The organism is Brachybacterium phenoliresistens, from assembly GCF_039530785.1.
Classification (GTDB): Bacteria; Actinomycetota; Actinomycetes; order Actinomycetales; family Dermabacteraceae; genus Brachybacterium; species Brachybacterium phenoliresistens.
The window spans coordinates 556685-583221 of the sequence record NZ_BAAAOW010000002.1 but is presented as its reverse complement, the minus strand read 5'-3'; the positions used below and the strand labels follow the sequence as shown (position 1 = coordinate 583221).

Annotated in this window: 23 protein-coding genes; 10 read left to right on the top strand and 13 right to left on the bottom strand. The window is 73.1% G+C overall.

Annotated elements, in window-relative coordinates; translation table 11 throughout:
- The first annotated feature begins 6 nt into the window (after positions 1-6).
- From ABD234_RS07050 to ABD234_RS07040, 3 genes are all read left to right on the top strand, one after another.
- Entirely contained in the window at positions 7-1014 is a 1008-nt protein-coding gene (locus ABD234_RS07050; protein WP_084148543.1) for an ABC transporter permease, read from the top strand.
- Between the two features lie 127 nt (positions 1015-1141).
- Positions 1142-2917 carry a type 2 periplasmic-binding domain-containing protein gene (locus ABD234_RS07045; protein ID WP_038373233.1) on the top strand — a complete coding sequence of 592 codons (1776 nt, stop codon included), beginning with the start codon at positions 1142-1144 and terminating at the stop codon, positions 2915-2917.
- An 81-nt stretch (positions 2918-2998) separates the two neighbouring features.
- Positions 2999-4810, top strand: a complete 1812-nt coding sequence (locus ABD234_RS07040) for an extracellular solute-binding protein (RefSeq protein ID WP_038373235.1) — start codon at positions 2999-3001, stop codon at positions 4808-4810.
- Between the two features lie 189 nt (positions 4811-4999).
- Here ABD234_RS07040 and ABD234_RS07035 read toward each other — a convergent pair whose 3' ends face one another.
- Positions 5000-6292: an alpha-L-fucosidase gene (locus ABD234_RS07035; protein WP_038373236.1), complete on the bottom strand. Its 1293-nt coding sequence runs from the start codon at positions 6290-6292 to the stop codon at positions 5000-5002.
- A gap of 110 nt (positions 6293-6402) precedes the next feature.
- On the opposite strand from ABD234_RS07035, the gene ABD234_RS07030 reads away from it, so the two are divergent.
- The 7 genes from ABD234_RS07030 to ABD234_RS07000 all read left to right on the top strand — a co-directional run bounded on the left by ABD234_RS07030 (position 6403) and on the right by ABD234_RS07000 (position 15215).
- Positions 6403-7065 (top strand): DUF624 domain-containing protein, encoded by a 663-nt coding sequence (locus ABD234_RS07030; protein ID WP_038373237.1) that lies wholly within the window; start codon positions 6403-6405, stop codon positions 7063-7065.
- 99 nt (positions 7066-7164) lie between these two features.
- Entirely contained in the window at positions 7165-9582 is a 2418-nt protein-coding gene (locus ABD234_RS07025) for a glycosyl hydrolase family 95 catalytic domain-containing protein (RefSeq protein WP_038373239.1), read from the top strand.
- A 74-nt stretch (positions 9583-9656) separates the two neighbouring features.
- The gene (locus ABD234_RS07020; protein WP_038373241.1) at positions 9657-11147 is read left to right on the top strand and encodes a malate:quinone oxidoreductase; all 1491 of its coding nucleotides are present in this window, start codon (positions 9657-9659) and stop codon (positions 11145-11147) included.
- Positions 11148-11153: 6 nt separating this feature from the next.
- Complete coding sequence (locus ABD234_RS07015; RefSeq protein ID WP_038373242.1) at positions 11154-11939, top strand: (Fe-S)-binding protein; 786 nt, start codon at positions 11154-11156, stop codon at positions 11937-11939.
- A complete protein-coding gene (locus ABD234_RS07010; RefSeq protein WP_051486941.1) occupies positions 11936-13513 on the top strand; it encodes a lactate utilization protein B in 1578 nt (525 codons plus the stop codon). Before ABD234_RS07015 ends, ABD234_RS07010 begins: the two co-directional genes overlap by 4 nt.
- Positions 13510-14271 carry a LutC/YkgG family protein gene (locus ABD234_RS07005; protein ID WP_344354747.1) on the top strand — a complete coding sequence of 254 codons (762 nt, stop codon included), beginning with the start codon at positions 13510-13512 and terminating at the stop codon, positions 14269-14271. Before ABD234_RS07010 ends, ABD234_RS07005 begins: the two co-directional genes overlap by 4 nt.
- Positions 14268-15215, top strand: a complete 948-nt coding sequence (locus tag ABD234_RS07000; protein ID WP_051486942.1) for an aldose 1-epimerase family protein — start codon at positions 14268-14270, stop codon at positions 15213-15215. The genes ABD234_RS07005 and ABD234_RS07000 overlap by 4 nt, the downstream gene beginning before the upstream one ends.
- A 102-nt stretch (positions 15216-15317) precedes the next feature.
- On the opposite strand, the gene ABD234_RS06995 is transcribed toward ABD234_RS07000, so the two are convergent.
- The 12 genes from ABD234_RS06995 to ftsH all read right to left on the bottom strand — a co-directional run bounded on the left by ABD234_RS06995 (position 15318) and on the right by ftsH (position 26537).
- Complete coding sequence (locus ABD234_RS06995; protein WP_038373245.1) at positions 15318-15638, bottom strand: histone-like nucleoid-structuring protein Lsr2; 321 nt, start codon at positions 15636-15638, stop codon at positions 15318-15320.
- A gap of 79 nt (positions 15639-15717) precedes the next feature.
- A complete protein-coding gene (locus ABD234_RS06990) occupies positions 15718-15930 on the bottom strand; it encodes a hypothetical protein (RefSeq protein ID WP_038373246.1) in 213 nt (70 codons plus the stop codon).
- A gap of 1 nt (position 15931) precedes the next feature.
- Positions 15932-17440 (bottom strand): lysine--tRNA ligase, encoded by a 1509-nt coding sequence (gene lysS / locus ABD234_RS06985; RefSeq protein ID WP_038373248.1) that lies wholly within the window; start codon positions 17438-17440, stop codon positions 15932-15934.
- Positions 17441-17513: 73 nt separating this feature from the next.
- A complete protein-coding gene (gene panC / locus ABD234_RS06980) occupies positions 17514-18404 on the bottom strand; it encodes a pantoate--beta-alanine ligase (RefSeq protein WP_051486943.1) in 891 nt (296 codons plus the stop codon).
- On the bottom strand, positions 18401-19306 hold the full coding sequence (locus tag ABD234_RS06975) for a Rossmann-like and DUF2520 domain-containing protein (protein ID WP_038373249.1): 906 nt from the start codon (positions 19304-19306) through the stop codon (positions 18401-18403). Before ABD234_RS06975 ends, panC begins: the two co-directional genes overlap by 4 nt.
- Positions 19303-21057: a PH domain-containing protein gene (locus ABD234_RS06970; protein WP_051486944.1), complete on the bottom strand. Its 1755-nt coding sequence runs from the start codon at positions 21055-21057 to the stop codon at positions 19303-19305. The genes ABD234_RS06975 and ABD234_RS06970 overlap by 4 nt, the downstream gene beginning before the upstream one ends.
- A complete protein-coding gene (locus tag ABD234_RS06965) occupies positions 21054-21593 on the bottom strand; it encodes a PH domain-containing protein (RefSeq protein ID WP_232226423.1) in 540 nt (179 codons plus the stop codon). The genes ABD234_RS06970 and ABD234_RS06965 overlap by 4 nt, the downstream gene beginning before the upstream one ends.
- Before the next feature lie 59 nt (positions 21594-21652).
- On the bottom strand, positions 21653-22156 hold the full coding sequence (locus ABD234_RS06960) for a DUF3180 domain-containing protein (protein ID WP_038373251.1): 504 nt from the start codon (positions 22154-22156) through the stop codon (positions 21653-21655).
- Positions 22153-23052, bottom strand: a complete 900-nt coding sequence (gene folK, locus ABD234_RS06955) for a 2-amino-4-hydroxy-6-hydroxymethyldihydropteridine diphosphokinase (RefSeq protein WP_051486946.1) — start codon at positions 23050-23052, stop codon at positions 22153-22155. The genes ABD234_RS06960 and folK overlap by 4 nt, the downstream gene beginning before the upstream one ends.
- Entirely contained in the window at positions 23049-23894 is an 846-nt protein-coding gene (gene folP / locus ABD234_RS06950; RefSeq protein WP_038373252.1) for a dihydropteroate synthase, read from the bottom strand. Before folP ends, folK begins: the two co-directional genes overlap by 4 nt.
- A 5-nt stretch (positions 23895-23899) precedes the next feature.
- Positions 23900-24463, bottom strand: coding sequence for a GTP cyclohydrolase I FolE (folE, locus tag ABD234_RS06945; protein WP_038373253.1), 564 nt, complete (start codon positions 24461-24463; stop codon positions 23900-23902).
- Positions 24464-24476: 13 nt separating this feature from the next.
- Positions 24477-26537, bottom strand: a complete 2061-nt coding sequence (ftsH, locus tag ABD234_RS06940) for an ATP-dependent zinc metalloprotease FtsH (RefSeq protein WP_051486947.1) — start codon at positions 26535-26537, stop codon at positions 24477-24479.

The window sequence follows — 26537 nt, the reverse complement described above, 5'->3', positions numbered from 1 at the left end:
GAACCTATGAGCACCGACCAGGGAAGCTTCGTCGACCAGCTGCGCGTGGACGACACCCCGCGCCGCAAGAGCCCCCGCCCCGAGATCACCGACCAGCGGGGGAAGAAGCCGCTGTCGCGCCGCCTGCTCCATTCCTGGCAGCTGTACCTGCTGCTGCTGCCGGCCGTGGTGTGGGTGATCCTGTTCGCCTACTGGCCGATGTACGGCATCCAGATCGCGTTCCGCGACTTCACGCCCGTCGGCGGCATCACCGGCTCCGACTGGGTCGGGATGAAGCACTTCGAGAAGTTCGTGACCAGCTACAACTTCTGGCCGCTGCTGCGCAACACGCTGGTGCTGGCGTTCTACGAGCTGATCGCCGGGTTCCCCGTGCCGATCATCCTGGCGCTGGCGCTGAACGCGGTGCGGCAGAAGTACTTCTCGCGCATCGTCCAGCTGATCACCTACGCCCCGAACTTCATCTCCATCGTGGTCGTCGTGGGCATCCTCGTGATGCTGCTGGACCCGCAGACGGGCATCGTCTCGCACGCCTTCGAGCTGCTGGGGCTGAACGCCCCGGCGTTCCTCACCGACCCGGGCTGGTTCCGCCACACCTACGTGTGGTCGGGCATCTGGCAGACCGCCGGGTTCAGCGCCATCATCTACCTCGCGGCGCTCTCCTCGGTGCCGCCGGAGCTGCACGAGGCCGCGAAGGTCGACGGGGCGAGCCACCTGCGGCGCATGTGGCACATCGACGTCCCGGCGATCCTGCCGATCGCGATCGTCCTGATGATCCTCAACGTCGGCTCGATCATGTCGGTCGGGTTCGAGAAGGTCCTGCTCATGCAGAACCCCCTGAACCTCACCACCTCGCAGGTGATCGACACGTACGTGTACGAGGTCGGTCTGAAGAGCCCGATCCCGCAGTACAGCTATGCGACCGCGATCGGCCTGTTCCGCAGCGTCGTCGGCTTGATCCTGCTGCTGGCCGTGAACGCCCTGTCACGCCGGATCACCAAAGCCGGACTGTTCTGATCCCGACGCCCTCCCCGCCGCCCGCGACGGGGAGGGCGTCCTGCATCCCCGCCCTCGTCATCCCCCGTCCGCCCGCTCGCCGACCCTCGGCCCCACCGCCGACCGCCCCCACCCCCAGGAGCACGCGATGACACCCGACAGCCGACCCTCCTCCCCGCCCCGGGGCACCTCCCGCCGCACCTTCCTGGCCCGTGCCGGCGCGAGCGGCGCGGCCCTCGCGGCGGCGCCCGCCGTCCTGTCCGGCTGCGGCGAGGACGCCGGCGGCGGGGCCGATGCCCCCGCCGACTACGTCCAGGGCAGCGCCGATCTCCAGGTCGAGCTCGGCCCCGAGATCGAGGGCGTGCTCTATCCGGAGGGCTACGAGGGACCCCGCGCCCGCGAGCTCGAGCCCTTCGGCGACGGCACCACCGAGTTCACGGTGCTGGGCCGCACCATCCCCGATCTCGACTACGCCACCAATGCCTACGCGGCGCTGGTCGAGGAGCGGACGGGGGTCACGGTCAGCTACCTCGAGGTGCCCCTCGGCGAGGACGGGCAGACGAAGGTCAACGCCATCCTCTCGGCCGGCGACCTGCCCGACGCGATGATGACCGGCATGGACCTGTTCAGCGTCTCCCAGGTCTCCGTCTACGGGCAGCAGGGCCTCTTCCAGCCCGTCGACCGGCTCATCGACGAGCACGCCCCGCACATCCGCGACATGTTCGAGACCTTCCCGGACATGCGGCGCCTGTTCACCTCCCCCGACGGGCGCATGTATGCCGTCCCCTCGATGAACGACTGCTACCACTGCAAGACCGGCGGCATCCGCACCTGGTACAACTCCGACTGGCTCGCGGCCGTCGGCGCGGAGGTCCCCCAGAGCCTCGAGGACTTCGACGCGCTGCTGGACTCCTGGGGGCCGCTCGCCTCCCGGCCCGCGGACTCCGTGCTGGGGGTGACCACCTCGGGCACCGTCCTGAACCTGTTCACCTTCTTCCTGGGATCCTTCCTGGAGGTCTCCGGCGATCATCGGCTGCTGCGGGACGGGACGGTGACCTGGCTGCCCACGCTGGAGGAGTACCGCGAGGGCGTCATCTGGATCCAGCAGCAGTTCGCGAAGGGCCATCTCGACCCGGTCATGTTCTCCACCACCGACGAGCAGCTGCAGCGCATGGGCGACGGCCCGGACGGTCCGCGGTTCGGCGTGGTCTACGGCAACTCGCAGGGGGCGTTCTCCGCCGCGGCCGATCCCTCCGATCCCCGCAACGTCGCCTCGATCATGAAGCCCCTGCCGCCGATGGCCGGCCCCTCCGGCGTGCGCACGTGCGACTGGGAGTGGTTCCGCATCGGCTCCCCGAACTTCGTGATCACCAGCGCCTGCCAGGACCCGGTGACCATGATCCGCTGGGCCGACCACCAGTTCGAGCTGAGCATGACCACGTCCATGGGCCGCGGCGTGCAGGGCACCGGCTGGGACTGGGCGGGCTCCGGCACCTCGGGACTGGACGGCGCCCAGGCCGTCTACGAGGTCATCCCCGGCAGCACCGACCTGAAGAACCAGGGCTGGTGGGAATGGGGGCCGTACTACAAGTCGATGGGCCAGCGGCACGGCGAGGCGCAGCAGGAGGGCTCCACCTCCATCGAGCCGTCCCTGTACGCGGCCGGCGCGGCCTACGAGCCCTACCGCCTGCCCAAGGAGCTCAAGATCCCGCAGCTGGCCTTCGATCTCGACCAGTCGGCGCAGATCGGCGAGATCGAGACGAACATGGTCCAGCACCTCACCCAGGGTCTGGCCGCCTTCGCCACCGGGACCGCCGACGCCACGAAGGACGCGGACTGGTCCACGTTCACGGAGACCTTCTCCAGCATGGGGCTGGAGACCTATCTGGAGATCACCCAGCAGGCGTACGACGCGCAGGCCTGATCTCCGTTCCTCCCCGGGGGCGGAGCATCCCGTCCGCCCCTGCCCGCGGCGCGCCGCGCCGCTCGTCACGAAGGAGTGCCGATGTCCCCTGTCCCGCCCACCACCTCCCCCGCCGCTTCCGTCCCCGACCCCGGGCCCGGGCCCTCGCCCTCCTCCGCGGCCGCGCCCTCGGGGCGGACGATGGCCCGTCGCGCCCTGCTCGCCGGCGGGCTGGCGATCCCGGCGGCCGCCCTGGCCGCCTGCTCCGACGGCTCCGGGGGCAGCACCTCGGCCGATGTGCCCCAGGTCGACTACGTCCAGGGCTCCTCCTCGCTGAAGGTCGAGCTCGGACCGGAGATCGACGGGGTGCCCTACCCGGAGGGCTACATCGGCCCGAAGGCCCGCGAGTCCGAGCCCTTCGGCGACGGGCAGACCGAGTTCACGATCCTCACCCGCACCGACACCGGGCTCGACCTGGCCGAGAACGCGCATTCCCTCTACCTCGAGGAGAGGACCGGGGTGAGGATCGCCTACCAGACCGTCCCCCAGGGCGAGGAGGGCGCCCCGAAGGTCAACGCCGTCATCTCCAGCGGCGACCTGCCCGATGCCCTGATGCTCGGCCCCGAGTGGATGGGCGGCTTCACCAAGGCGCAGCTGTACGCCTACGGGCAGCAGGGGCTGTTCCAGCCGCTGGACCAGCTGATCGACGAGTACGCCCCGCAGCTGCAGGAGCTGTTCGCCCAGAACCCCGACCTGCGGGCGTCGTGGACCGCCCCGGACGGGGCCATGTACGGCATGCCGGCGGTGAACCAGTGCTACCACTGCGCCTCCTCCGGGGTGCGCACCTGGGTGCACCAGCCCAGCCTCGAGGCGGCCGGCTGGTCCGAGCAGCCGGCGACCCTCGAGGAGTTCGAGCAGATGCTGCGGGACATGAAGGCCGCGAACCCCGAGCTGCTGCCGATGAGCGGGGACAAGACGGTCCCACCCTTCGGCCTGATCGGCGCGACCTTCCTGGACACCGGCATCAACTGGCTGCGCCGCGACGGGGACGCGATCGTCTACACGCCGATGGACGAGGCGTTCCGCGAGGTCTACGCCGTGGTCGCCCGGCTGGTCCGCGACGGCCTCCTGGACCCCAACGCCTTCACCCAGGACAACGACCAGTTCCAGCGGCTGACCATGGATCCGGCCGGGTCCCGGGTGGGCGTGGTGCAGAACGGCAACCAGTTCGGCGTGGCGGAGGTCGACTACGCGGACCCCGCGGCGCGCTGGCGCGAGTTCGTGCCGCTGGCGCCCTTCTCCGGGCCCGGCGGCGACCCGATCATCCCGTGGAACGAGAACCACGGCGAGGCGACGGGCCTGGTGGTCACGAGCGCCTGCGAGGACCCGGCCACGCTGGTGCGATGGGCCGACTTCCAGCTGGGGCTGCTGCCCACCCTGGAGATGCGCCTGGGCAGGCAGGACCAGCACTGGCAGTGGGCCTCGGAGGGACAGCTCGGGATCGACGGCCGCCCGGCGCTGTACACGAAGATCCCCGGCGAGAAGGAGAACGTCACCTGGCCCGAGTTCGGTCCCTACAACCTGGGGATGGACGTGCGCCACGGGGAGAACGTCGACGAGCTCACCTCGGTCGAGCCGGTGCTCTACCAGGCCGGGAAGATGTACGAGACCTACCGCAACCCGCTGGAGTCGGTGTTCATCCCGCCGTTCTTCGACGCCGCGCAGTCCGCGGAGATCGGGGAGCTGCGCGCGAACCTCGACGGGATCTTCGCCCAGGGCGCCGCGCACATGTGCCTGGGCGATCTCGACCCGACCGATGACGCCGACTGGCAGTCCTACCTCGAGCCGTTCACCGCGGCCGGGGTGGAGCGCTACCTCGAGGTCCTCACGGAGGCGGACCGGGCCCGCGCCTGAGGCGCGGGCGCGCCGGACCGTCCTCGCCGTCGCGGAGCGATCCCGGCGGGGCGATCCCCGGGATCGCCCCGCCGGCGCTGCTTCCGGAGGTGGCCGCCGGCGCTGCTTCCGAAGGCGGCCGCCGCCCCTGCTTCCGGAGGCGGCCGCCGGCCCCGCTCCCGGGGTCGGACGGGCCCGCCGCGTCGCGGGTCAGTCGATCGGGGCGTCGGTAGGGGCGCGGTAGTCCTCCGGGAGCGCCGGGGCGGGGGCGCCGGTGGCGTCATGCACCCGGACCGCCTCGATCACGGCGCCCTCGCCCTCGACCTCGAGGATCAGCGAGGCGGCCTCGACCGCGGCGGGCAGACGGTGGATGCGCCGCACGCCGATGGTCCCGCCCTGCGCCAGCACGGTCCCGTCCGAGTCGAGCACGCGGTGGGCGCGCACCCGCTGACCGGTGGAGACGTCCTCGACCAGCTCGACATGGTCGAAGACGGTGGGCCCCGGCAGCTCCGCCTCGACGCGGGCGCCGGCGGGAGCGGCGATCGCGCGCAGATCGGCCGCGACCGGTGCGCCGAAGCGGGCGTCCAGGGCCGCGCGCAGCTCGACCAGGCGGGCGGCATCGACCGGATCGATGCGGCCGCGGCGGTCCGGCGGCACGTTCAGCAGCAGGTTCGCACCCAGGCCCAGGGACCGGTCGTGGATCTCCAGCAGGTGCTCCACGGACTTGGGCTCCTCCCCCTCCTGCCAGAACCAGCCGCGGCGCAGGGAGACGTCGCACTCCGGCGGCAGGTACCGGGCCTGGCCCAGCTCCACCACATCGGGGTCGTAGTTGTTCAGGTCGGTGGAGCGGGTGACGTACTCGCAGGGGTCCGCGGCCAGCCCGTCCTCGTTGCCGACCCAGCGGATCGTCGCCGGCCCCATGTTGAAGACCATCGCCTGGGGCTGCAGCTCGGCGAGCAGCGCGCCGATGGCCTCCCAGTCGTAGACCCGCCCGGCGGAGCCGGCGCCGTCGAACCACACCTCGAACAGCTCGCCGTAGTTCGTGCACAGCTCCCGCAGCTGGCGCAGGTAGAAGGCGTCATAGGCCTCGGGATCCTCGTAGCAGGGCTCGTGCCGGTCCCACGGGGAGAGGTAGAGCCCCAGACCCAGCCCGTGCTTCCGGCAGGCGGCGGCGACATCGCCGACGACGTCCCCGGAGCCGTCCTTCCACGGAGAGGAGGCCACGGAGTAGTCGGTGGTCGCGGTGGGCCACAGGCAGAAGCCGTCATGATGCTTCGCGGTGAGCACGACGTAGCGTGCTCCGAGGTCCCGTGCGGTGCGGACCCACTCCTCGGCGTCGAGGTCGGTGGGGGCGAAGTCGGAGGCCGGGACGGTGCCGTCGCTCCACTCCTTGCCCGCGAAGGTGTTGATGCCGACATGGAAGAACATCCCGAGTCCGGCCCGCTGCCAGGCGAGCTGCTCGGGGGTGGGGGCCAGGAGTGCGGACTCCGTCTCTGCAGTCATACCTCTAGCCTTCCAGAGATCGGAGGAATTGGCGAACCGTTCCCCAGCAACATCGAGCTCTCGGCTGGTCACCCCGAGACATCCGCCGTATTCATCGGTAGTCTGCTGGTATGGCGACGCGATCGAGCACCGGCCCGCAGCATGTCCCCTCCTGGGCGCTGCGGGCGAACGAGGCGGTCGACGCCGCCCTGACCCTGGTGGTGGTCTCCCTGCTGTGGTGGGCGCTGACGCTGCTGGGGCTCGTCGTGCTCGGGGCGGCACCGGCCAGCTGCGCGGCCGCCGAGGTGATGCGCGCGCGGGCCGAGGGCCGCGCCGTGCCCGTGGCGCGCACCATGTGGGCCGCGTACCGCCGCGAGCTCGTCCCCGCGACCCTGCGGCTGCTGCCCTTCGGCGTGATCATCCTCGGCGGGCTCTCGACGCTGTTCCTCGCCCTGCGCGGCGGCGTGCCGGAGCCCTGGATGCTGGCTCCGGTGGCGACCCTCGGCGCGGTCGCGGCCGGCTGGGCGACGGCGAGCGCCGCCGCCCTGATCGCGGTGCCCCGGCTGCGCCGCCAGGACCTCCTGGTCTCCTGGCGGGCGGCCCTGCTGTGCCCCGGCGCCGTCCCGGTGGCGGCCTTCCTGCTGGTCGTCTCGCTGGCGGTGATCGGGCTGGCGGCTCTCGTGCTGCCGCCCGTCGGCCTCCTGCTGGGACCCGGCGGCGCCGCGCAGGCCGCGGGCGCCCTGATGGGCCGGCGCACCGAGGCGCTGCTGGCCCGGCACGAGTCCCCCTCCTGACCCCGCCCCCTCCTGCTCCGCCCCTGCCCTGCCCTGCCCTGCCCCGCCCCACCCCTGCCCCGCCCTGCTCCTGGACCACCGCGAGAAACGGACCCCTCCATGATCGACCCCCGCCACGCCCTCGTCTCCGACCGTGCGGCAGAGGCCTGGACCGATGCGTTCCCCCTCGGCAACGGCCACCTGGGGGCGATGAGCTTCGGCCGGCCCGGCACCGATCGCCTGCAGATCAACGACTCGGGCGTGTGGCGCGGCGGCCCGCGCCCCCGCCGTTCGGCCGACGGCGCGCACGAGGCCTTCCTGGCCGCCCGCGCCGCGGCCCTGGCCGGGGACCTGGACGCCGCGGAGGAGCACGTGCACGCCCTGCAGTCCGGCGACTCCCAGATGTACCAGCCCTACCTCGACCTCAGCATCGCCGAGCCGGCCGACGCCGATGCCGGGACGGTGCAGCGTGTCCTGGACCTGCGCACGGCGGTGGCCCGCGCCGTCCTCGGCGAGGGGCCGGCGTCCCGGGAGGTGCTCACCGCGGTGAGCGCCGCCGACGACGTGCTGCTGGATGTGCGCACCTACCCCTCCGCCACGGACCTGGACCTGCAGGTCACGTCCCTGCACCGCCAGCAGGTGCGGGCCGAGGCCCTCGAGGACGGACGCGTCGTGCTGGTCGGCCGCCTGCAGGTCGCCGCGGCGGTCGACCCCGACGCCGGGGGCGACTGCCCCACCCGGGAGCCCGCCGGCTTCGACGAGTCGGTGCACGCCTCCTGGGCGCTGGAGGTCCGCAGCGACGGCGCGCTGGAGCCGGACGGCGACGGGCTGCGGGTGCGCGGGGCGCGCCGCCTGGAGCTGCGCCTGGTCTCGGCGACCCAGTTCGCCCTGGACGGCTCCCTGCGCCACGGGGACCACGCGGCGCTCGAGGCGGAGGTCCTCTCCCATCTGGAGGAGCTCGCGGCACGGCCGGTCGAGGAGCTGCTCGCCCGGGCGGAGGCCGCCCATCGCGCGCTGTACGACCGCACGGAGCTCGACCTGGCCCCCGGCGCCGACCGGGAGGGCGCCCCCGTCACCACCGAGGCGCGACTGGTCGCGGCGCAGCAGGGCACCGCGAGCCCGGCAGAGCTCGCCGACCTCGTCGCGCTCCTCGCGCACATGGGCCGGTATCTCCTGATCAGCGGGGGACGCGGCGCGAACCCGCCGCTGAACCTGCAGGGCATCTGGAACGAGGACGCGGTGCCGGCATGGTTCTGCGACTACACCACCAACATCAACCTCGAGATGAACTACTGGCCCGCGGGCCCCGCGAACCTGCTCGAGATCGGCGAGGGGCTGACAGGCTGGTCCGGCCGGCTGGCCGCGCAGGGGCGGGAGGTGGCCCGCGAGGTGTACGGCGCCCGCGGCTGGACCGTGCACCACAACTCCGACCGATGGGGCTATGCGGGCCCGGTCGGCGACGGCGGCAACCGGCCCAAGTGGTCGTTCTGGCCGCTGGGCGGCGCCTGGGTCGCGATCACCGTGGTGGACCTGCACCGCTTCGGCGGGCAGGAGGTGCCCGCCCCGGTGCGGGAGCTGCTCGTGGAGGCGTGCCGCTTCGTGCTGGACCTGCTGGTCGAGATGCCCGACGGCAGCCTGGGGACGGCGCCGGCGACCTCCCCGGAGAACGTGTTCGCGGTGCCCGGCGGCGCCGAGCACGAGGTCCACGTCTCGACCACGAGCGACCTCGCGCTGGCCCGGGAGGCCCTGACCGCGCTGGTCGAGGTCGCCGCACCGGAGGATCCCGAGCTGACGGGGCGGGCCCGCGACGCCCTGGCACGGATCCCGCGCGAGCCGGTCCTGCCGTCCGGGCTGATCGCCGAATGGTCCGATCCCGCCTTCACCGACCCCGAGCCGCTGCACCGCCACCAGTCCCATCTCATCGGCCTGCACCCGGGGACCTCCCTGGATCCCGAGACGGACCCGGAGCGCGGACGGGCCGCCCGGGCGAGCCTGCTGGCCCGGGGCTTCGAATCCACCGGCTGGTCGCTGGCCTGGCGGATCTGCCTGGCCGCCCGGCTGGGCGATGCGGAGCTGGCCCACCGCTTCGTGCGCCGCTTCCTGCATCCCGTCGACCTGGAGCCGGTCGCCCGGCGGGTCTCGACCTCGGACGGCGGCGTCTACCGCACCCTGCTGTGCGCGCATCCGCCGTTCCAGATCGACGGCAACTTCGGCGCGCTGGCGGGGATCCTCGAGCTGCTGCTGCAGTCCCAGCGGACCACCGACACCGGGGCGCGGCGCCTGGACCTGCTGCCGGCCGTGCCGGCGGACTGGCCCCGCGGGGAGGCCCGGGGCCTGCGCGCCCGCGGCGGGGTCGTCGTCGACCTCGCCTGGGACGAGGAGGAGGTCCGGGCGACGCTGACGGCGCAGGCGCCGATCGCGGTCGAGGTCCGCTGCGGCGCGGCGACGGCCGCCCGCGAGCTCGCCGCCGGGGAAAGCGCACGCCTGCGCCTGACGCGCTCGCGGACCGGGTTCGGGCCGCAGGACGAACGCGGCTAAGCTGGGGCGGATGGCCGCCCGATGCCCAGCGCGTGTGCGATCGGGCCCACACCCACGAGCTGGAACGGAGTGACATGGCTGACCTCAGGGTGGACGTGACCCGAGCGGACGCAGTGCTGATCGGCGGCGGGGTGGCGAGCGCGACGCTCGCGGCGCTCCTGGCCGAGCTGGAGCCGGACTGGGACGTGCAGGTGCTCGAGCGCCTGGACGCCGTGGGGCTGGAGTCCAGCGACGGGTGGAACAACGCCGGCACCGGGCACAGCGCCCTGTGCGAGCTGAACTACACCCCGCAGGACGTGGACGGCTCCGTCTCCCCCGCCAAGGCGATCTCGATCAACGAGCAGTTCCAGGTCTCCCGCCAGTACTGGGCCCATCTCGTCGACTCCGGCGCGATCGCGGATCCGTCCTCCTTCATCCGCACGGTCCCGCACATGTCCTTCGTGCACGGCGTGGAGAACGTGGACTACCTGCGCCGGCGCCATGCCGCGCTGAGCGCGAACCCGCTGTTCGACCGGATGGAGTTCACCACCGAGCACGGCACCCTCGCGCGGTGGGCGCCGCTGATCGCCGAGGACCGGCCGGTCACCGAGACGATCGCCGCCACCTTCTCCCCCGACGGCACCGACGTGAACTTCGGGGCGCTGACCCGGTCCCTGTTCGCCGTCGCCGAGCGGGCCGGGACCACGGTCACCACGGGCCGCGAGGTCACCTCCCTGCGGCGCCTGGGGACGGACTGGGGCGTCATGCACCGGGACGTCGTCACCGGCGACGTCCGCGTGATCCGCACGCCCTTCGTCTTCGTCGGCGCGGGCGGCAACGCCCTGCCGCTGCTGCAGAAGTCCGGGATCGACGAGATCCGCGGCTTCGGCGGCTTCCCGATCTCGGGCCAGTGGCTGCGCTGCACCAACCCCGAGATCATCGCCCGCCACAGCGCCAAGGTGTACGGGAAGGCCGCCGTCGGCGCCCCGCCGATGAGCGTCCCCCACCTGGACACCCGCTACATCGACGGGCGCCAGGGCCTGCTGTTCGGCCCGTACGCGGGCTGGACGCCGAAGTTCCTCAAGACCGGCTCCTACACGGACCTGTTCGCCTCCATCCGTCCCGACAACGTCGCGCAGATGGCCGCGGTGGCCCCGCCGAACCTGGGCCTGATGAAGTACCTCGTCACCGAGGTCGCCGCGACCCGCGACAAGCGGCTCGAGGCGCTGCGCGAGTACATGCCCTCCGCCCGCGACGAGGACTGGGAGCTGGTCACGGCCGGCCAGCGCGTGCAGGTCATCGCGCCGGACCGCAAGAAGCTCGGGGTGCTGCAGTTCGGCACCCAGCTCATCACCGCGGCGGACGGCTCGATCGGCGGCATGCTGGGCGCCTCGCCGGGCGCCTCCACGGCCACCACGATCATGCTCGAGCTGCTGGGGAAGGTCTTCCCGGCCCGCCGCGACGTGTGGGCGCCGCGGATCGCGCAGATGGTCCCCAGCTACGGCACGCACCTGTCCGAGGATCCGCGCGCCGCCCACGCCTCCCTCGCCCGCACCGCCGAGACGCTCGGCCTCGACCACGAGTGAGCTGACATGCGCATCTCCCTGATGACCACGTGCCTGGCCGATGTGATGGCCCCCGACGTGGCCCGCTCCACGGTGATCCTGCTCGAGCGCCTCGGCCACGAGGTGGTCTACGACCCCCGCCAGACGTGCTGCGGGCAGATGCACACCAACACCGGCTACTACTCCGAGGCGGCGCCCGTGGTGCGCCACTTCGTGGACACCTTCGAGCGGCAGCTCGACGACGTCGACGCGATCGTCATGCCCTCGGGATCGTGCACCGGCTGCGTGCGCGACCAGCACAGGCTGGTCGCCCAGCACGAGCAGGACGAGGATCTCGAGAAGCGGGCCGGCGCGGTCGCCGCGAAGACCTACGAGCTCTCCGAGCTGCTGGTGGACGTGCTGAAGACCACTGATGTCGGGGCCTACTTCCCCCACTCGGTCACCTACCACCCGACCTGCCATTCCATGCGGATCCTGAAGGTCGGCCCGCGCCCGATCAAGCTGCTGCGCGCGGTCGAGGGCATCGAGGTCGTCAACCTGCCCGAGTCCTCGACGTGCTGCGGCTTCGGCGGCACCTTCTCCGTGAAGAACTCCGACACCTCCAACGCGATGGTCACCGACAAGGCCGCCAACGTGGTGAGGTCCGGCGCGGAGTTCGTCGTCGCCGGGGACGCCTCGTGCCTGATGAACATCGGCGGCAAGCTCGCCCGCAACGGCGATGCCCCCCGGCCGATCCATCTCGCCCAGATCCTCGCCTCGACCCGCGAGGACCCGTTCGTCCCGTCCGCCGAGATGCTGGGGAGGGCCTCATGAGCACCGTCCATCTGGGGATGCCGGGCGTCCGGCCCCAGCACGCCTCCCCCGGGTCCTCGCACCTGCGCGGGGACCGGTCCTTCCCCGCGAAGGCCCGCACGGAGCTGGCCAACCCCGTGCTGCGCCAGAACCTCCAGCACGCGACGAGCACCATCCAGGCCAAGCGGGCCTCCGTGGTGCGCGAGGTGCGCGACTGGCAGAAGCTCCGCGACGCCGGCAGCGCCCTGAAGTGGCAGGTCACCGACCACCTCCCGGAGATGCTGGTGCAGCTGGAGGAGTCGGTGCAGGCCGCGGGCGGCACCGTCCACTGGGCGCGGGACGCCGAGGAGGCCGGGGAGATCGTCACCCGACTGGTCCTCGAGCGCGGCCAGCAGGAGGTGCTCAAGGTCAAGTCGATGGCCACCCAGGAGATCGGCCTCAACGAGACGCTCGCCCATGCCGGCGTCCACGCGATCGAGTCCGACCTCGCCGAGCTCATCGTCCAGCTCGCCGGCGACACCCCCAGCCACATCCTGGTCCCCGCCATCCACCGCAACCGCGCGGAGATCCGCGAGATCTTCCTGCGCACCATGCCGGACCTGGATCCGTCGATCACCGACGACCCCGCCGAGCTCGCCGGGGCGGCCCGCCGCTTCCTGCGCGAGAAGTTCCTGGACATGTCGGGCTCCGTGGCGATCTCGGGCGGCAACTTCGCCGTCGCCGACACCGGCACCGTCGCGGTCGTCGAGTCCGAGGGCAACGGCCGCATGTGCCTGACGCTGCCCAGGACCCTCATCACCGTGCTCGGCATCGAGAAGATCGTCCCGTCCTTCCAGGACCTCGAGGTCTTCCTCCAGCTGCTGCCGCGCTCCTCCACCGGGGAGCGCATGAACCCGTACACGACGCTGTTCACCGGCGTCGCCGAGGGGGACGGCCCGCAGGAGTTCCATCTGGTGCTGCTGGACAACGGCCGCAGCGCCGTGCTCGCGGACCCGGAGGGCCGCAGCGCCCTGCACTGCATCCGCTGCTCCGCCTGCCTGAACGTGTGCCCCGTCTACGAGCGCACGGGCGGCCACGCCTACGGCTCCACCTACCCGGGCCCGATCGGCGCGATCCTCTCCCCGCAGATGACGGGCGTGACCGGACCGGACGATCCCAACGCCTCCCTGCCCTACGCCTCGAGCCTGTGCGGGGCCTGCTACGACGTGTGCCCCGTGAAGATCGACATCCCCTCGATCCTCGTGCACCTGCGCGCGAAGGAGGTCGACCAGCGCCGCGAGGCCTCCGGGCAGTTCCACGGCACCTGGGACGTGGCCATGCGCGGGGCCTCGAAGCTCATGTCCTCCCCGCGGGCGTACGACGCGGCCGTGCGGGCCTCCTCCGCTCTCGGCGCGGTCAAGCGCACCGGCAACATCGGCAAGCTCCCCTCGGCGCTGCCGCTGATCCCGGGCTGGACCGACCACCGGGACCTGCCGGTCCCCCGGCAGTCCTTCCGCAGCTGGTGGAAGGATCGCGAGCGCCACGGCGGCGCCCCCGCCCCGCGCCCCGACGGCGACGGCCCCGAGGACTCCCCGGCGAGCGGAGAGGACGCATGAGCGCCTGGCAGGACACCCGACCCTCCCGCGTCGCCGGCATGAGCGCCCGCGACGAGATCCTCGCGCGGCTGCGCAGCGCGCTGGAGGTGCCCCGGCGCGACGAGGTCACCGAGCCCGGCGACGTCCCGCGCACCTACCAGCGGGCCGATGACCGCGCCGAGGGCTCCGACCCCGCGAAGATCCGCCAGCTCCTGGTCAAGCGGCTCGAAGACTACACCGCGACGGTCCACCGCACCACCGAGGCCGGTCTGCCGGAGGCCGTCGCCGCCGCCCTCGAGGGCGCCGCCTCCGTGATCGTGCCGCCCGGGGTCCCCGAGGCCTGGCTGGCCTCGAGCGACCTCTCCGTGACCCGCGACGACGGCACGGCAGGCCCGCGCGCGCTGGACCGCATCGACGCCGTGCTCACCGGCTGCCACACGGCGATCGCCACCACGGGCACGATCATGCTGCGCTCGGACGACCTCTCCGGGCGCCGCGCCATCTCCCTGCTGCCGGATCTGCACGTGATCGTCGTGCAGGCCGATCAGATCGTCCTCGGCGTGCCGCGGGGCATCGAGCGCATGGGCGAGGACCCGACGGCCCCCTGGACGATGATCTCCGGCCCGAGCGCGACCAGCGACATCGAGCTCAGCCGCGTCGAGGGCGTGCACGGCCCGCGCCGGCTGCACATCGTCATCGTCGAACCCGAGCCCGAGCCCGAGCCGGGGCCCGCCCCCGACGCCCCGAAGACCGCACCGACCTCCCAGGAGACCTCATGAGCACGTCCCCCGCCCCGCACGACCGCCCCGAGCTCCCCCGCGGCCGCACCTGGGAGATCGTCGCCGGCCCGTACCGCGCCGGCATCGCGGCCGTGGGAGCGATCGTGGAGCACCTCACCGTGGACGGGCGCGACCTGCTGGTGCGCAACCCGGCCACCGGGCCGATGCAGTTCTACCGCGGCGCCGTGGTCGCCCCCTGGCCCAACCGGATCGGCGACGGCCGCTACACCTGGGACGGCCAGGACATCCAGGCGCCGCTGACCGAGCCGGACCGCCAGAACGCGCTGCACGGACTGGTCTCCTTCGTCCCGTTCGAGGAGGTCTCCTCCGCGGACGAGGCCGTCACGCTGCGCACCCTGCTGTACCCCAGCCCCGGCTACCCCTTCGCCCTCGAGCTGACGGTCGAGCACCGGGTGGATGCCGAGACCGGTCTGACGACCACGGTCACGGCCCGCAACGTGGGCGACCAGGACGCCCCCTACGGCGTGTGCCCCCACCCCTACCTGGTGGCCGGCCCTGAGCCGCTGGACACCTGGACGCTGCGCACCTCCGTGGGCACCGTGATGACGGTGACGCCGGACCGGCTGCTGCCCACGGGCCTCGTGCGCGTGGACGAGGGCGGCGAGTTCGACTTCCGCGAGGGGAAGGTGCTGGGCTCCCAGGAGATCGACCATGCCTTCACCGACCTGGGGCGGGACGAGCAGGGCCTGGCCCGCGTGGTGGTCACCGCCCCCGGCGGCACGGGCGTGGAGATGGTGGCCGATGAGCGCTGCCCGTGGCTGCAGCTGCACACGGCGGACCGCCCCGAGCCCGAGAACAACCGCCTCGGCCTCGCCGTGGAGCCGATGACCTGCCCGCCCGATGCGTTCCGCTCCGGCGACGGCGTGATCCGTCTGGCCCCCGGGGCGTCCCACGAGGCCGCCTGGAGCGTCCGCGGCCTCTGACCGCATCCCGGCCCGGCGCGCGGCGACCGCGCACCGGGCCGGAGGACGACGAGGGCGCCGCACCCGACGGGGTGCGGCGCCCTCGCGGCGTCCGGGGAACGCTCAGTGCGCGTTCTCGTAGGCGTTGCGGATCTCGGCGGAGATGCGGCCGCGGTCGGAGACCTCGTAGCCGTTCTCGCGCGCCCATTCGCGCACCTTCGCGGAATCCTTCGCCGGCGCCGAGGCACCGGTGCCCCGGGTGCGGCGGCCGCTGACGCGACGGGACTTGGCGACCCAGGCCCCCAGCTCCTCGCGCAGGCGGGTGGCGTTGTCCTCCGACAGGTCGATCTCGTAGGAGACTCCGTCGAGGGAGAACGTGACGGTCTGCTCGGCCTTCGAACCGTCGATATCATCGATCAGCTCGACGAACGTCTTGCGGGCCATGGGTACTCCTCGAATAGATGTTGTGGACGGGGCGCGTCATACCCTGCCGGCACAATACTCGCGCGTTCCGGACGGAAAATCAATCCTCGACGTGATTGATCGCGGTCGCGCCGCCCGGGGTGGAGGATTCCCCGTCGCGTCGTGCGGCCCGGAATTCCTTCTCGGCATCCCGCTCGGCCTCTCGTTCGCGCCGGTCAGCGCGAAGAATGGCGCGCATCGCGAACCAGAAGAGCAGGCCCACGCCGATCGACGGGAGCAGCGCCCCCGCCTCGAACCAGAATCCGCCGTCCATCTCAGGCCCCCGGCTTCACGAGGGGGAAGAGGATCGTCTCGCGGATCCCCAGCCCGGTGAGCGCCATGAGCAGCCGGTCGATCCCCATGCCCATGCCGCCGGTGGGCGGCAGCGCGAACTCCATCGCCTCGAGGAAGTCCTCGTCCAGGCGCATCGCCTCGTCGTCGCCGGCCGCGGCCAGCCGCGCCTGCTGCTCGAAGCGCTCGCGCTGGACGACCGGATCCACGAGCTCCGAGTACCCGGTGCCCAGCTCGAAGCCCCGCACGTACAGGTCCCACTTCTCGACCACGCCGGGGGTCTCGCGGTGCGCGCGCACCAACGGGCTCGTCTCGACGGGGAAGTCGCACACGAACGTCGGCGCGTGGAGGTGATCGCCCACCTGGTGCTCGAAGAGCTCCTCCACGAGCTTGCCGTGGCCGTAGCGCGGGTGATCCAGGTCCAGGTCCAGGGAGCGGGCGATCTCCCGCAGACGCTCCGGGGTGGTCTCCGGGGTGATCTCCTCGCCGAGGGACTCCGACAGCGAGCCGTAGACGGTGATCCGGTCCCACTGCCCGCCGAGGTCGTACTCCTCGCCGTCCGGCAGGGTGACGACGTGGGAGCCGGTCGCGGCGAGCGCGGCCTCCTGCACGAGGTCCCGGGTCAGGTCGGCGATCGTGTGGTAGTCGCCGTAGGCCTGATAGGCCTCCAGCATCGCGAACTCGGGGGAATGGGTGGAGTCCGCGCCCTCGTTGCGGAAGTTCCGGTTGATCTCGAACACGCGCTCCATCCCGCCGACGGCCGCGCGCTTGAGGAACAGCTCCGGCGCGATCCGCAGGTACAGATCCATGTCGAACGCGTTGATGTGGGTGACGAACGGCCGCGCCGCCGCCCCCGAAGGAATCACCTGGAGCATCGGCGTCTCGATCTCCAGGAAATCACGGCCGCGGAAGGACTCGCGCAGGGAATGCATGACCTCCGAGCGAAGACGCGCCACCCGGCGCGCCTCGGGGCGCACGATGAGATCGACATAACGGCGCCGAACCCGCGACTCCTCGCTGAGATCGGCGTGGAGCACGGGAAGGGGGCGCACGGCCTTCGCGGCCATCTGCCAGGAATCCGCGAAGACCGACAGCTCGCCGCGCCGGGAGCATCCCACGCGACCGTGGAAGAAGACGTGGTCGCCGAGGTCGACATCGGCCTTGAGGTCGGCGAGGCGCTCGGCGCCCACGTCCGCCTGGCTGGCCATGATCTGGATGCGCTCGCCCGCCCCGTCCTGCAGGGTCACGAAGGCGAGCTTGCCGGTGTTGCGCAGGAAGACCACGCGCCCGGCGACGCCGACCTCGTCCTCGGTCTCCTGACCGGCGTCGAGGTGGCCGTAGCCCTCGCGGACCGCGGCGATGGTCGTGGTGACCGGCACGGAGACGGGGTACGCCTCCTCGCCGCGCTCCAGCAGCCGCTCCCGCTTCGCCTTGCGCACGGCGATCTGGTCGGAGGTGTCCAGCGGGTCGTGGGGCGCGGGCGCATCAGTCATGGCCCCGATTGTGTCACCCCCTACCGGGAGGTATCACGGAATTCCTGCGGGGATCGGCCGGGCGTGGGCGACCTCACGGAGCGGTCGGCTCCGGCAGCCGGCCGCGGGACACCGGCGGATGCACCCGGCCGGCCACGTGCAGGCTGGTGGCGTCCAGCAGGCGCGTCCCCTCGACCCGGGCGGCCAGCACCACGAGCACCTCGCCCTGGTGGTCGGGGCCGATGGGCTCGAAGGTGGCCGGGTCCACGGCCTCGGCGTAGGCCCAGTCCACCCCGGCCGGCGCCCCGCCGGTGGCCTCGCGCAGGGCGGCCAGCACGGCTCCGGTGTCCGGGGCGGCGGCCTCGACGGCGCGCACGGTGCGCGAGAGCACGAGGGCGCGCTCGCGGCCCTCCTCGCTGAGGTAGGCGTTGCGGCTGGAGCGGGCCAGCCCGCCGGGCTCGCGGACGATGTCGACGGCCTCGATCCGCACCGGCAGGTCGAGGTCGGCGACCAGGCGCTGGATGATCGCGAGCTGCTGGGCGTCCTTGCGGCCGAAGACCGCGGCGTCGGGCCGCACCAGCTGCAGCAGCTTGGTGACCACGGTGACCACCCCGTCGAAGTGGCCGGGGCGCGCGGCGCCCTCGAAGCGGGTGCCCAGGCGGCCGGAGGTGACGCTCACCGGCGGCGGCAGCACGGGGTACATCTCCTCCGTGGACGGCGCGAAGACGAGGTCGACGAGCCCGTCGACCTGCGCGAGGTCGGCCTCGAGCTCGCGCGGGTACGCCTCGAAATCCTCCCCCGGGCCGAACTGGAGCGGGTTGACGAAGTCGGTGAGCACCACGGAGTCGGCGATCTCGCGCGCGCGGCGCACGAGCATGAGGTGGCCCTCGTGGAGGGCCCCCATCGTCATCACCACGGCGACGGTGCCGGGCAGCTGCGCCCGGGCCCGTCGCAGATCGGCCTTCGTGGTCACCAGGGCGGTCATGGTCCCTCCTCGGGAGTCGTCGGTGCGGGATCGAGGATGCCACGGATCCGGGCGCGCCGCTGGTCATCGAGCCCGGCCCGTTCCAGCGCGGCCAGCGCGAGCGCCCGGTAGGTGGCGCGGATGTCCGGGGAGCCGGCCCCGTCCTGCTCGAGGTCGCGCAGGGCGGCGAGGTGGCCGGCGACGGTCCCGGCGTCGCCGCGGCGCACCGGCCCGGTCAGCGCATCGGCGCCGCGGTTCAGCGACTCCTCCAGGGCCGCCGTGAGCAGCGGGCGCAGATAGTCGCCGGGGCTGTCCACGCCGAGCCGGGCGAGCACCTCCCGCGCCTGGTCCACCAGGACGACGAGGTGGTTCGCCCCGTGGGACAGCGCCGCGTGGTAGAGGGCGCGGTCGCCCTCGGCCAGGCGCACGGGGCGCCCCTCGAGCTCGACCACGAGCGCCTCCGCGATCGGGGCGAGGGCGGGCCGCGCGGTGATCGCCATCGGGCAGCCCACCAGACGCGGGAGGTCCGCGGCGGTGCCGGTGAAGGTCATCGCGGGGTGGATGGCCAGGGCCACGCAGCCGGCCTCCTCGAGCGGGGACAGCACCTCGATCCCGTGGGCTCCCGAGGTGTGCACGATGACCTGCCCGCCGGGGCTGATCCCGGCGGCGGCGATGCCGGCGGCCAGCCCCGGCAGCTCGTCGTCGGGGACCGTCAGCAGGACCAGCTCGCTGCGCTCGACGATGCGGTCCGCGCCGAGCAGCGGCACCCCGGGCAGCAGATCCGCGGCCCGGGCACGGGAGCTGTCGGAGACCGCGTACGCCCCGGTGATCGCGTGGCCCTCGCGCCGCAGCGCGGCGGCGAGCACCGCTCCGACCCGGCCGGCGCCGATGACGCCGATGCCCAGCCGCTGCGGCGCGCTCATCGCTGCTGCTCCTGGCCCGCGTCCTCGCGTCCGCCGTCGGGCCCGCCCTGCGGCAGCGGCCGATGCTCCTGCCGCGGGGACAGCGCGGGCCGCGGCCAGCGCGCACGGTCCCGGTATCGGCGCAGATGGGCGGAGTCGTGCTCGAGCACGGTGCGCATCGCGAGCACCTCCGGCTGCTCCATGCCCTGCGCGGTGAGGGTGGCGCCGGCGACGGGGACGGTGAGCGTGAGCAGGCCGCAGCGGCGCTCGATCGGCCCCTGGGAGATGCCCACCCCCTGGATGCGGTCGCGGGAGATCATCTGGAGCCGGCGGGTGAGGATCCCCGACCGGCGCACCAGGAAGCCGGGCATCAGCACGACGACCTCGGTGCGCCGGGCGATCCACTGCCAGCGGCGGGTCGCCCGCATCCCGGGGATGTCGCGGGCGCGCGCCCCGAGCAGGCCCTCGAGCGCGGCGGCATCGTCCTCGGTGCCCAGGGGCGGCAGCAGGTGTCCGACGGTCCGGCGCAGCTCCTCGGGCGTGCCCACGGGCAGCACGGTCAGCGACCCCTCGGATTCGCTGTCGCCGATCCCGGCGACGGTCGCGGTCACACGGGTCCACCGCTGCGAGCGCCACAGCGCCGGCTGGGAGAGGGTGATCTCCTGGATCCGGTCGGGCGGCACGTTGTCGGTGCGCGTGTTCAGCAGACCGCGGCGCATGCGCAGGCCGCGGTCGGTCATCCGGGCGACGAACCCCCAGCCGGCCTCGATCTTCCCCAGCACCAGGCGGGGCACCGCGACCAGCGCGGGGATCAGGGCGACCGCCGCGCCGAGGCCCGGACCGTCGTCCCAGAGCAGCAGCCCGCCCGCGACGAGCAGGCCCAGCAGCAGCGCGAGCGCGCCGAGCAGGAACTCGGCGTCGCGGACCATCGAATGCACCAGGCGCGCCGTCGGCACGCGGGCGATCTGCTCCCCGTCGCTCACGCCGTCCAGCACGACCTGGTCCCACAGGCTCCCCGGGGCCGGCGCGGCGGGCGCGGCGCCCTGCGCCCAGGGCTCCGCGCCGGCCTCCCCGCTCGCGGCGCCGGGAGCGGCGGACCGGTCGCCCGGGCCGGCGCCGAGGGCCGCCTCGGTGGGGACGGGTCCTCCGTCCGCCCCTCGCACCGCGGCGGGACCGGCCGGCGGGCCGGCGGGCGGGACGGAGCCGGGATCGGAGGGACCGGCGGAGGCCCCGGCCGGGGCGACCGCGGCGGACCCGGCCTGGGCCGAGGCGGCCGCGCGCAGGATCTCGCGACGGATGCGCTCGGCATCGGCCGTCCGCACGTACGCGATGTCCAGGTGCGACTCCCCGCCGCCGGCGACCTCCACGCGGACCTTGGCCAGGCCCAGCAGGCGCGCCAGCAGCGGCCGCTCGACGGAGACCGAGTCGATCCGGGCCCGGGGGGCGAAGCGGCGGGAGCGGGTGAGGACCCCGCTGCGCAGGGCGACCCCGTCCTCGGTGATCGCATAGGCGGTGAAGCGCCAGGACAGCGCGGAGATCACGATCGAGAGGACGATGACCACGGCCAGGATCCCGAGCCCGATGAGCAGGCGGGTCAGGGTGAACTCCCGCACCAGGGACCCGATGTTCTGGATCGACACGGCCGCGACGATCGCCGCGATCACCTTCCAGCCGCTGACCAGCGGCGTGATCGGGTGGGTGCGTCGGAACGCGGACTCGGGGACGGCGCTGGCGGTCCCCTGCTCCGGGGCGGGCGCCGGGGTCCCGCTCACAGCGCCGCCATGGTCTCGACGCCCCGGCGGGCCAGCAGCGCGCGCAGGCGCTCCGCCTCCTCACGGGGCAGGCCGGGGATCGTGAGGTCGGCCTCGGCGGAGGCGGTCGAGACCGAGAGGGTCGCCAGCCCCAGGCTGCGTTCGATCGGGCCCTCGTGCACCTCGACGGACTGCACCCGCGCGAATGCGACGGTGGACACGGAGCGGAACATGATGCCGGAGGCGAACACGAGGTCGTCCTCGCGGTCGAGGTAGCCCAGCGCCCGCACGCGCCGGGGCGTGAGCAGCAGCGACTGCAGGGCGAGGATCAGCGCGAGCAGCGCCGGGAACACCGTCCACCACCACCCCAGCCAGGCCCAGAGGACGACGCAGCCCGCGATCACGATCAGGGCGAGGGCGTAGCCGATCAGGCCGGCGAGATAGCGGGCGCGGATCAGCGCCTCGGAGACGGGCCGCAGGCCCTCGGCGCCCAGGCGCCCTCCGGCTCCGGGAGGTGCTGCGAGGGCCGGGGCAGGATCCGGGGAGGGGGTGCTCATGACGTCCATCGTCTCAGCTGCGCCGGGAGGGGCTCCTCCGACTTTGGTCGTCGGTCGCCTCAGGCGGGGCTGGACTCGCCGGAGGGCTCGCCGTCCTCGGGCGGCAGCTGGCCCCAGTGCTCGACGATCACGCCCAGCACCGCCAGGGCGAGCCCGGCGACGGCGGCGAACAGGGTGGGCAGGACGGCCCCGGCGAGGGTGCCGGTGCCGGACATCCCCAGCTGCACGGCGATGCCCAGGTGGATGCCGCCGACCACCGAGCCGGTGTAGGCGCAGGCGCGGGCGAAGGTCACCGTGCGGAAGGCGGTGATCATGTCCAGCTGATGCCGGCGCGGTGCGAAGGTCCCGCTCTCGGCGCGCTCGGCGGTCTCCTTCATGTAGCGCCGCAGCGGCAGCCCCATCACCAGCAGCACGCCGCCGAGGACCAGCTCGAGGACCCCGGTGAACCATCCGGTGATCGGGATGGTCCCGCCGCGGGCGGCGACCAGCTCGGCCAGCGTCAGCCCGAACCCGGCGGCGGCCGCGAGGACCACCACCAGCACCGGGATCGACAGCGGCTTCATGAGGGCTCGGCCCCGTCCGCCGGGATCGGCGCGGCGTAGCCGGGGACCGCCGGACCCGGCCGGATGCCCGGTCGGTCGGGCGCGCGCTCGGCGAGCGGGCCGATGGGGCCGTGGCCGGGCAGGACGTCCTCGGGGCGGGCGCTCGCCCACGGCACCAGCACGAAGGCGCGCTCGGCCGCCCGCGGATGCGGCAGGATCAGCTCCTCGTCGTCCTGCACCAGGTCCCCGTAGGTGATCACGTCGACGTCCAGGGTGCGCGGGCCCCAGCGGACCGTCCGCTCGCGCTGCGCGTCCGCCTCGAGCTCCTGCGCGAGCTCGAGAAGCTGCCAGGGGGTGCATCGCGTCCGCACGCCGACGGCGGAGTTGAGGAACGGATCCTGATCGACGCCGCCCACGGGATCGGTCTCGATGACCGGGCCGGTCCAGAGGATCTCGACGTCCTCGGCCTGCTCGAGCAGATCCAGGGCGCGGCGCAGCCGGGCGGCCCGGTCCCCGAGGTTGGTGCCCACGGCGAGGACGGCGTCCACCGGGGCGGCGTCGCGGACGATGTGCAGGCGGACGTCGGCGAAAGGATGCGGGATCGGGGCGGAGGGCTTGTGCAGCGTCAGCTCGATCCGGCGCACCAGCACCTGCTCGGCGAGGATCCGTGCGGCGAGGGTCTCGGCGACGGTCTCGAGGAGATCCACCGGGGCGGACTCGATCTGCGCGACGATGCTCGCGGCGACCTCCGCATAGTTGACCGTCCGGCCCAGCGCGTCGGCCCGCGCCGCGGCGCGGGTGTCCACGTGCAGGCGGGCGTCGACGAGGAACTCCTGGCCGGTCCGCTTCTCGTGCTCGAGCACGCCGTGGTGGCCCCAGGCGCGCACGCCGACCAGCTCGATGACGTCCCGGCTCATCGGGCGGCCCTCCGCAGCCGATCGCCCACGGCGACGGCGGCCACCGAGGTGGGGACCTCGTGCACGCGCACGGCCCAGGCGCCCTCGCGGGCGCTCACCGCGCTCACCGCGGCGGTCGCCGCGTCGCGGTCCACGCCGAGGGCCGCGATGAAGCGCTTGCGGGAGGCTCCGATGAGGATCGGCAGCCCGGCGGCGCGCAGGCTCGTCCAGTCCGCGAGGACCTCCCAGTTCTGGTCCCCGGTCTTGGAGAACCCCAGGCCCGGGTCGGCCACGAGGTAGTCGTCGTCGACGCCGGAGGCGCGCAGGGCCTCCAGGCGGGTCGCGAGCTCGGCGGCGCTGTCCCGGGCGACGTCCGCGTAGTCGGTGAGGCGGTTCATGACGTCGCTGTGCCCGCGCCAATGCATGGCGATGAACACGGGCGGGGTGCCGCGACGGGTGCGCAGGCGCGCCGCGCCCGTGCCCATGTCCACATCGGCCAGGCCCGCGGACACGTCGTTGATGATCAGCGCACCGGACTCGACGGCGGCCGCCGCGACGGAGGCGCGCATCGTGTCGACGCTGATCACGTGGCCCTCCGCGGCGAGGGCTCGGATCACGGGGATCACCCGCCGCATCTCCTCGTCCTCGTCCACGCGGGGCGCGCCCGGACGGGTCGACTCGCCGCCGATGTCGATGATGGCCGCGCCCTGGCGCGCCAGGAGGCGCCCGTGCGCGATCGCATCGGCCGTCGCGAAGTGCTCGCCGCCGTCGGAGAAGGAGTCCGGGGTGACGTTCAGGACGCCCATCACGAGGGTCGCGTCGACATCGAGCGCCCCGGGCAGCCCGGCCGGTCGCCGCCGCATCGCCCTCAGCCCCTCACGATGAGCGACATGGCCTCGGCGCGGGTGGCGCTCTCGCGCAGCATGCCGCGCACCGCGGAGGTCACCGTCCGGGCGCCCTGCGCGCGCACCCCGCGCATCGACATGCACATGTGCTCGGCGTCGACGACCACGATCGCCCCGGCGGCGTCGAGCTCGCCCATCAGGGCGTCGGCGATCTGGCTCGTGATGCGCTCCTGGACCTGCGGCCGGCGGGCGTACACATGCACCAGCCGGGCCAGCTTCGACAGCCCCGTCACTCCCCCGGCGCCGGGGATGTAGCCGACGTGGACCACGCCCATGAACGGCAGCAGATGGTGCTCGCACATCGAGTGGAAGGAGATGTCCCGCACCAGCACCAGCTCCTGGTGCTCGATGTCGAAGGTCGTCGAGAGCGGCTGGGACGGGTCCTGGTCCAGGCCGGCGAAGACCTCCTCGTACATCCGCGCCACCCGCGCGGGCGTCTCCTTCAGCCCGTCGCGGTCGGGGTCCTCGCCGACGGCCGCGAGGATCTCGCGCACCGCGGCCCGGATCCGCTCATGGTCCACGCTCATCGCTGCCGCCCCCTCAGCCCTGCTCGCCGGGACCGGGCTCGCGCGGGGCGCCCGGGATGGAGGGGCCCTCGCCGCCGGGGTGCGGCAGCTCGGGCGGGCCGGGCTGGACGTACTCGCCGGCGTCCGAGGACTCCGATCCCGTCGCCGCCGGGTCCCCGCCCACCAGGGGGTCGTGGAAGACGGGGCGGCCCTGGCTGGACTGCCAGACCTCGCGCAGCGGGCGCTTGCGCACGTCCCGGAAGATCTCCGCGAGCTCGTGCTCGTTGAGGGTCTCCTTCTCCAGCAGCTCGAGGACCAGGCGGTCCAGCACCTCGCGGTTCTCGCTGATGACGCTCCACGCCTCGTCCAGGGCGCGGCTGATGAGGCGGCGGACCTCCTCGTCGATCAGCTGAGCGGTCTCGTCGGAGAACTGCGGGCCCTGGCCGGACTGCATGCCGACGAAGACCTCGTCCTGGCCCTCGCCGTAGGAGACCTGGCCCAGACGCTCGCTCATGCCCAGCTGCATCACCATCGTGCGGGCGATCTTGGTGGCGTTCTGCAGGTCGGAGCCGGGGCCGGTGGTGACGTCGTGGAAGATGCCCTCCTCCACGGCGTAGCCGCCCATGGCGTACGCCAGGCGGTCCAGCAGCTCGTTGCGGGACTGGTAGTTGCGATCCTGGGTCGGCACCACCATCGTGTAGCCGCCCGCGCGGCCGCGCGGCAGGATCGTCACCTTGGTGACCGGGGCGGAGTTGTTCAGGGCCGCGGCCACCAGGGCGTGGCCGCCCTCGTGGTACGCGGTCATCTGCCGTTCGCGGTCGCTCATCACCTTGGAGTAGCGCTGCGGCCCCATGGACACGCGGTCGATCGCCTCGTCCAGCGCCCGGTTGTCGATGATCTGGTTCCCGGAGCGCGCCGTCAGCAGCGCCGCCTCGTTGAGCACGTTGGCCAGGTCCGCGCCGGACATGCCGATGGTGCGGCGGGCGACGACCTCGAGGTCGACGTCCGGGGCCAGGGGCTTGCCCTGCGAGTGGACGGTGAGGATGTGCAGGCGGCCCTTGAGGTCCGGGGCCTCCACCGCGATCTGGCGGTCGAAGCGGCCCGGGCGCAGCAGCGCCGGGTCCAGGATGTCCACACGGTTCGTCGCGGCGATGAGGATGACGTTCTGGTTCTCGTCGAACCCGTCCATCTCCACCAGCATCTGGTTCAGGGTCTGCTCGCGCTCGTCGTGGCCGCCGCCCATGCCGGCGCCGCGGTGCCGGCCCACGGCGTCGATCTCGTCGATGAAGATGATCGCCGGGGAGTTCTCCTTGGCGGTGTTGAACAGGTCGCGCACGCGGCTGGCGCCGACGCCCACGAACATCTCCACGAAGTCGGAGCCGGAGATCGAGTAGAACGGCACGTTCGCCTCGCCGGCCACGGCGCGGGCCAGCAGGGTCTTGCCGGTTCCCGGGGGGCCGTACAGGAGCACGCCCTTGGGGATCTTGGCGCCCACCGCGTGGTACTTCTGCGGGTCCACGAGGAACTGCTTGATCTCGTCGAGCTCCTCGACGGCCTCCTCCGCGCCGGCGACGTCGGCGAAGGTGACCTTGGGGGACTCCTTGTTGAACAGCTTCGCCTTGGACTTGCCGAACTGCATGGCCCGCCCGCCGCCCTGGGCGTTCATGATGAGGAACCAGAACAGGCCGAAGAAGAGCAGCAGCGGCAGGAAGGAGACCAGCAGGGTCGTCCACCAGGAGCTGGTCGCGATCTCGTCGGTGTACCCCTTGGCGGGGTCGGCCTCCTCGACGGCCTGCACGACGGCCTCGCCGCGCGCGGTGACGTAGGAGAAGCGGACCTGCTTCCCCTTGTCGGTGTCGCCGTCGACGAAGGGCTCGGTGAGCACCAGGTCGACGCGCTGCTGGTTGCCGTCGATGATCTTGGCCTGCTCGACCTTGCCCTCGGACAGCAGGGTCAGCCCCTGCTCCGTGTCGATCTGCTGGTAGCCGTCGCGGCCCAGCAGGGAGAACAGGACCATGCCCAGCACCAGGGCCAGGATGATCCACAGCGCGATCCCGGGCAGGGTGCGCTTCTTCTTGGGAGTGCTCGATGCCAT

Coding starts and splice junctions, on each gene's coding strand:
- ABD234_RS07050 (WP_084148543.1), top strand. CDS start 7: ATGAGCACCGACCAGGGAAGCTTCGTCGACCAGCTGCGCGTGGACGAC.
- ABD234_RS07045 (WP_038373233.1), top strand. CDS start 1,142: ATGACACCCGACAGCCGACCCTCCTCCCCGCCCCGGGGCACCTCCCGC.
- ABD234_RS07040 (WP_038373235.1), top strand. CDS start 2,999: ATGTCCCCTGTCCCGCCCACCACCTCCCCCGCCGCTTCCGTCCCCGAC.
- ABD234_RS07035 (WP_038373236.1), bottom strand. CDS start 6,292: ATGACTGCAGAGACGGAGTCCGCACTCCTGGCCCCCACCCCCGAGCAG.
- ABD234_RS07030 (WP_038373237.1), top strand. CDS start 6,403: ATGGCGACGCGATCGAGCACCGGCCCGCAGCATGTCCCCTCCTGGGCG.
- ABD234_RS07025 (WP_038373239.1), top strand. CDS start 7,165: ATGATCGACCCCCGCCACGCCCTCGTCTCCGACCGTGCGGCAGAGGCC.
- ABD234_RS07020 (WP_038373241.1), top strand. CDS start 9,657: ATGGCTGACCTCAGGGTGGACGTGACCCGAGCGGACGCAGTGCTGATC.
- ABD234_RS07015 (WP_038373242.1), top strand. CDS start 11,154: ATGCGCATCTCCCTGATGACCACGTGCCTGGCCGATGTGATGGCCCCC.
- ABD234_RS07010 (WP_051486941.1), top strand. CDS start 11,936: ATGAGCACCGTCCATCTGGGGATGCCGGGCGTCCGGCCCCAGCACGCC.
- ABD234_RS07005 (WP_344354747.1), top strand. CDS start 13,510: ATGAGCGCCTGGCAGGACACCCGACCCTCCCGCGTCGCCGGCATGAGC.
- ABD234_RS07000 (WP_051486942.1), top strand. CDS start 14,268: ATGAGCACGTCCCCCGCCCCGCACGACCGCCCCGAGCTCCCCCGCGGC.
- ABD234_RS06995 (WP_038373245.1), bottom strand. CDS start 15,638: ATGGCCCGCAAGACGTTCGTCGAGCTGATCGATGATATCGACGGTTCG.
- ABD234_RS06990 (WP_038373246.1), bottom strand. CDS start 15,930: ATGGACGGCGGATTCTGGTTCGAGGCGGGGGCGCTGCTCCCGTCGATC.
- lysS (WP_038373248.1), bottom strand. CDS start 17,440: ATGACTGATGCGCCCGCGCCCCACGACCCGCTGGACACCTCCGACCAG.
- panC (WP_051486943.1), bottom strand. CDS start 18,404: ATGACCGCCCTGGTGACCACGAAGGCCGATCTGCGACGGGCCCGGGCG.
- ABD234_RS06975 (WP_038373249.1), bottom strand. CDS start 19,306: ATGAGCGCGCCGCAGCGGCTGGGCATCGGCGTCATCGGCGCCGGCCGG.
- ABD234_RS06965 (WP_232226423.1), bottom strand. CDS start 21,593: ATGAGCACCCCCTCCCCGGATCCTGCCCCGGCCCTCGCAGCACCTCCC.
- ABD234_RS06960 (WP_038373251.1), bottom strand. CDS start 22,156: ATGAAGCCGCTGTCGATCCCGGTGCTGGTGGTGGTCCTCGCGGCCGCC.
- folK (WP_051486946.1), bottom strand. CDS start 23,052: ATGAGCCGGGACGTCATCGAGCTGGTCGGCGTGCGCGCCTGGGGCCAC.
- folP (WP_038373252.1), bottom strand. CDS start 23,894: ATGCGGCGGCGACCGGCCGGGCTGCCCGGGGCGCTCGATGTCGACGCG.
- folE (WP_038373253.1), bottom strand. CDS start 24,463: ATGAGCGTGGACCATGAGCGGATCCGGGCCGCGGTGCGCGAGATCCTC.
- ftsH (WP_051486947.1), bottom strand. CDS start 26,537: ATGGCATCGAGCACTCCCAAGAAGAAGCGCACCCTGCCCGGGATCGCG.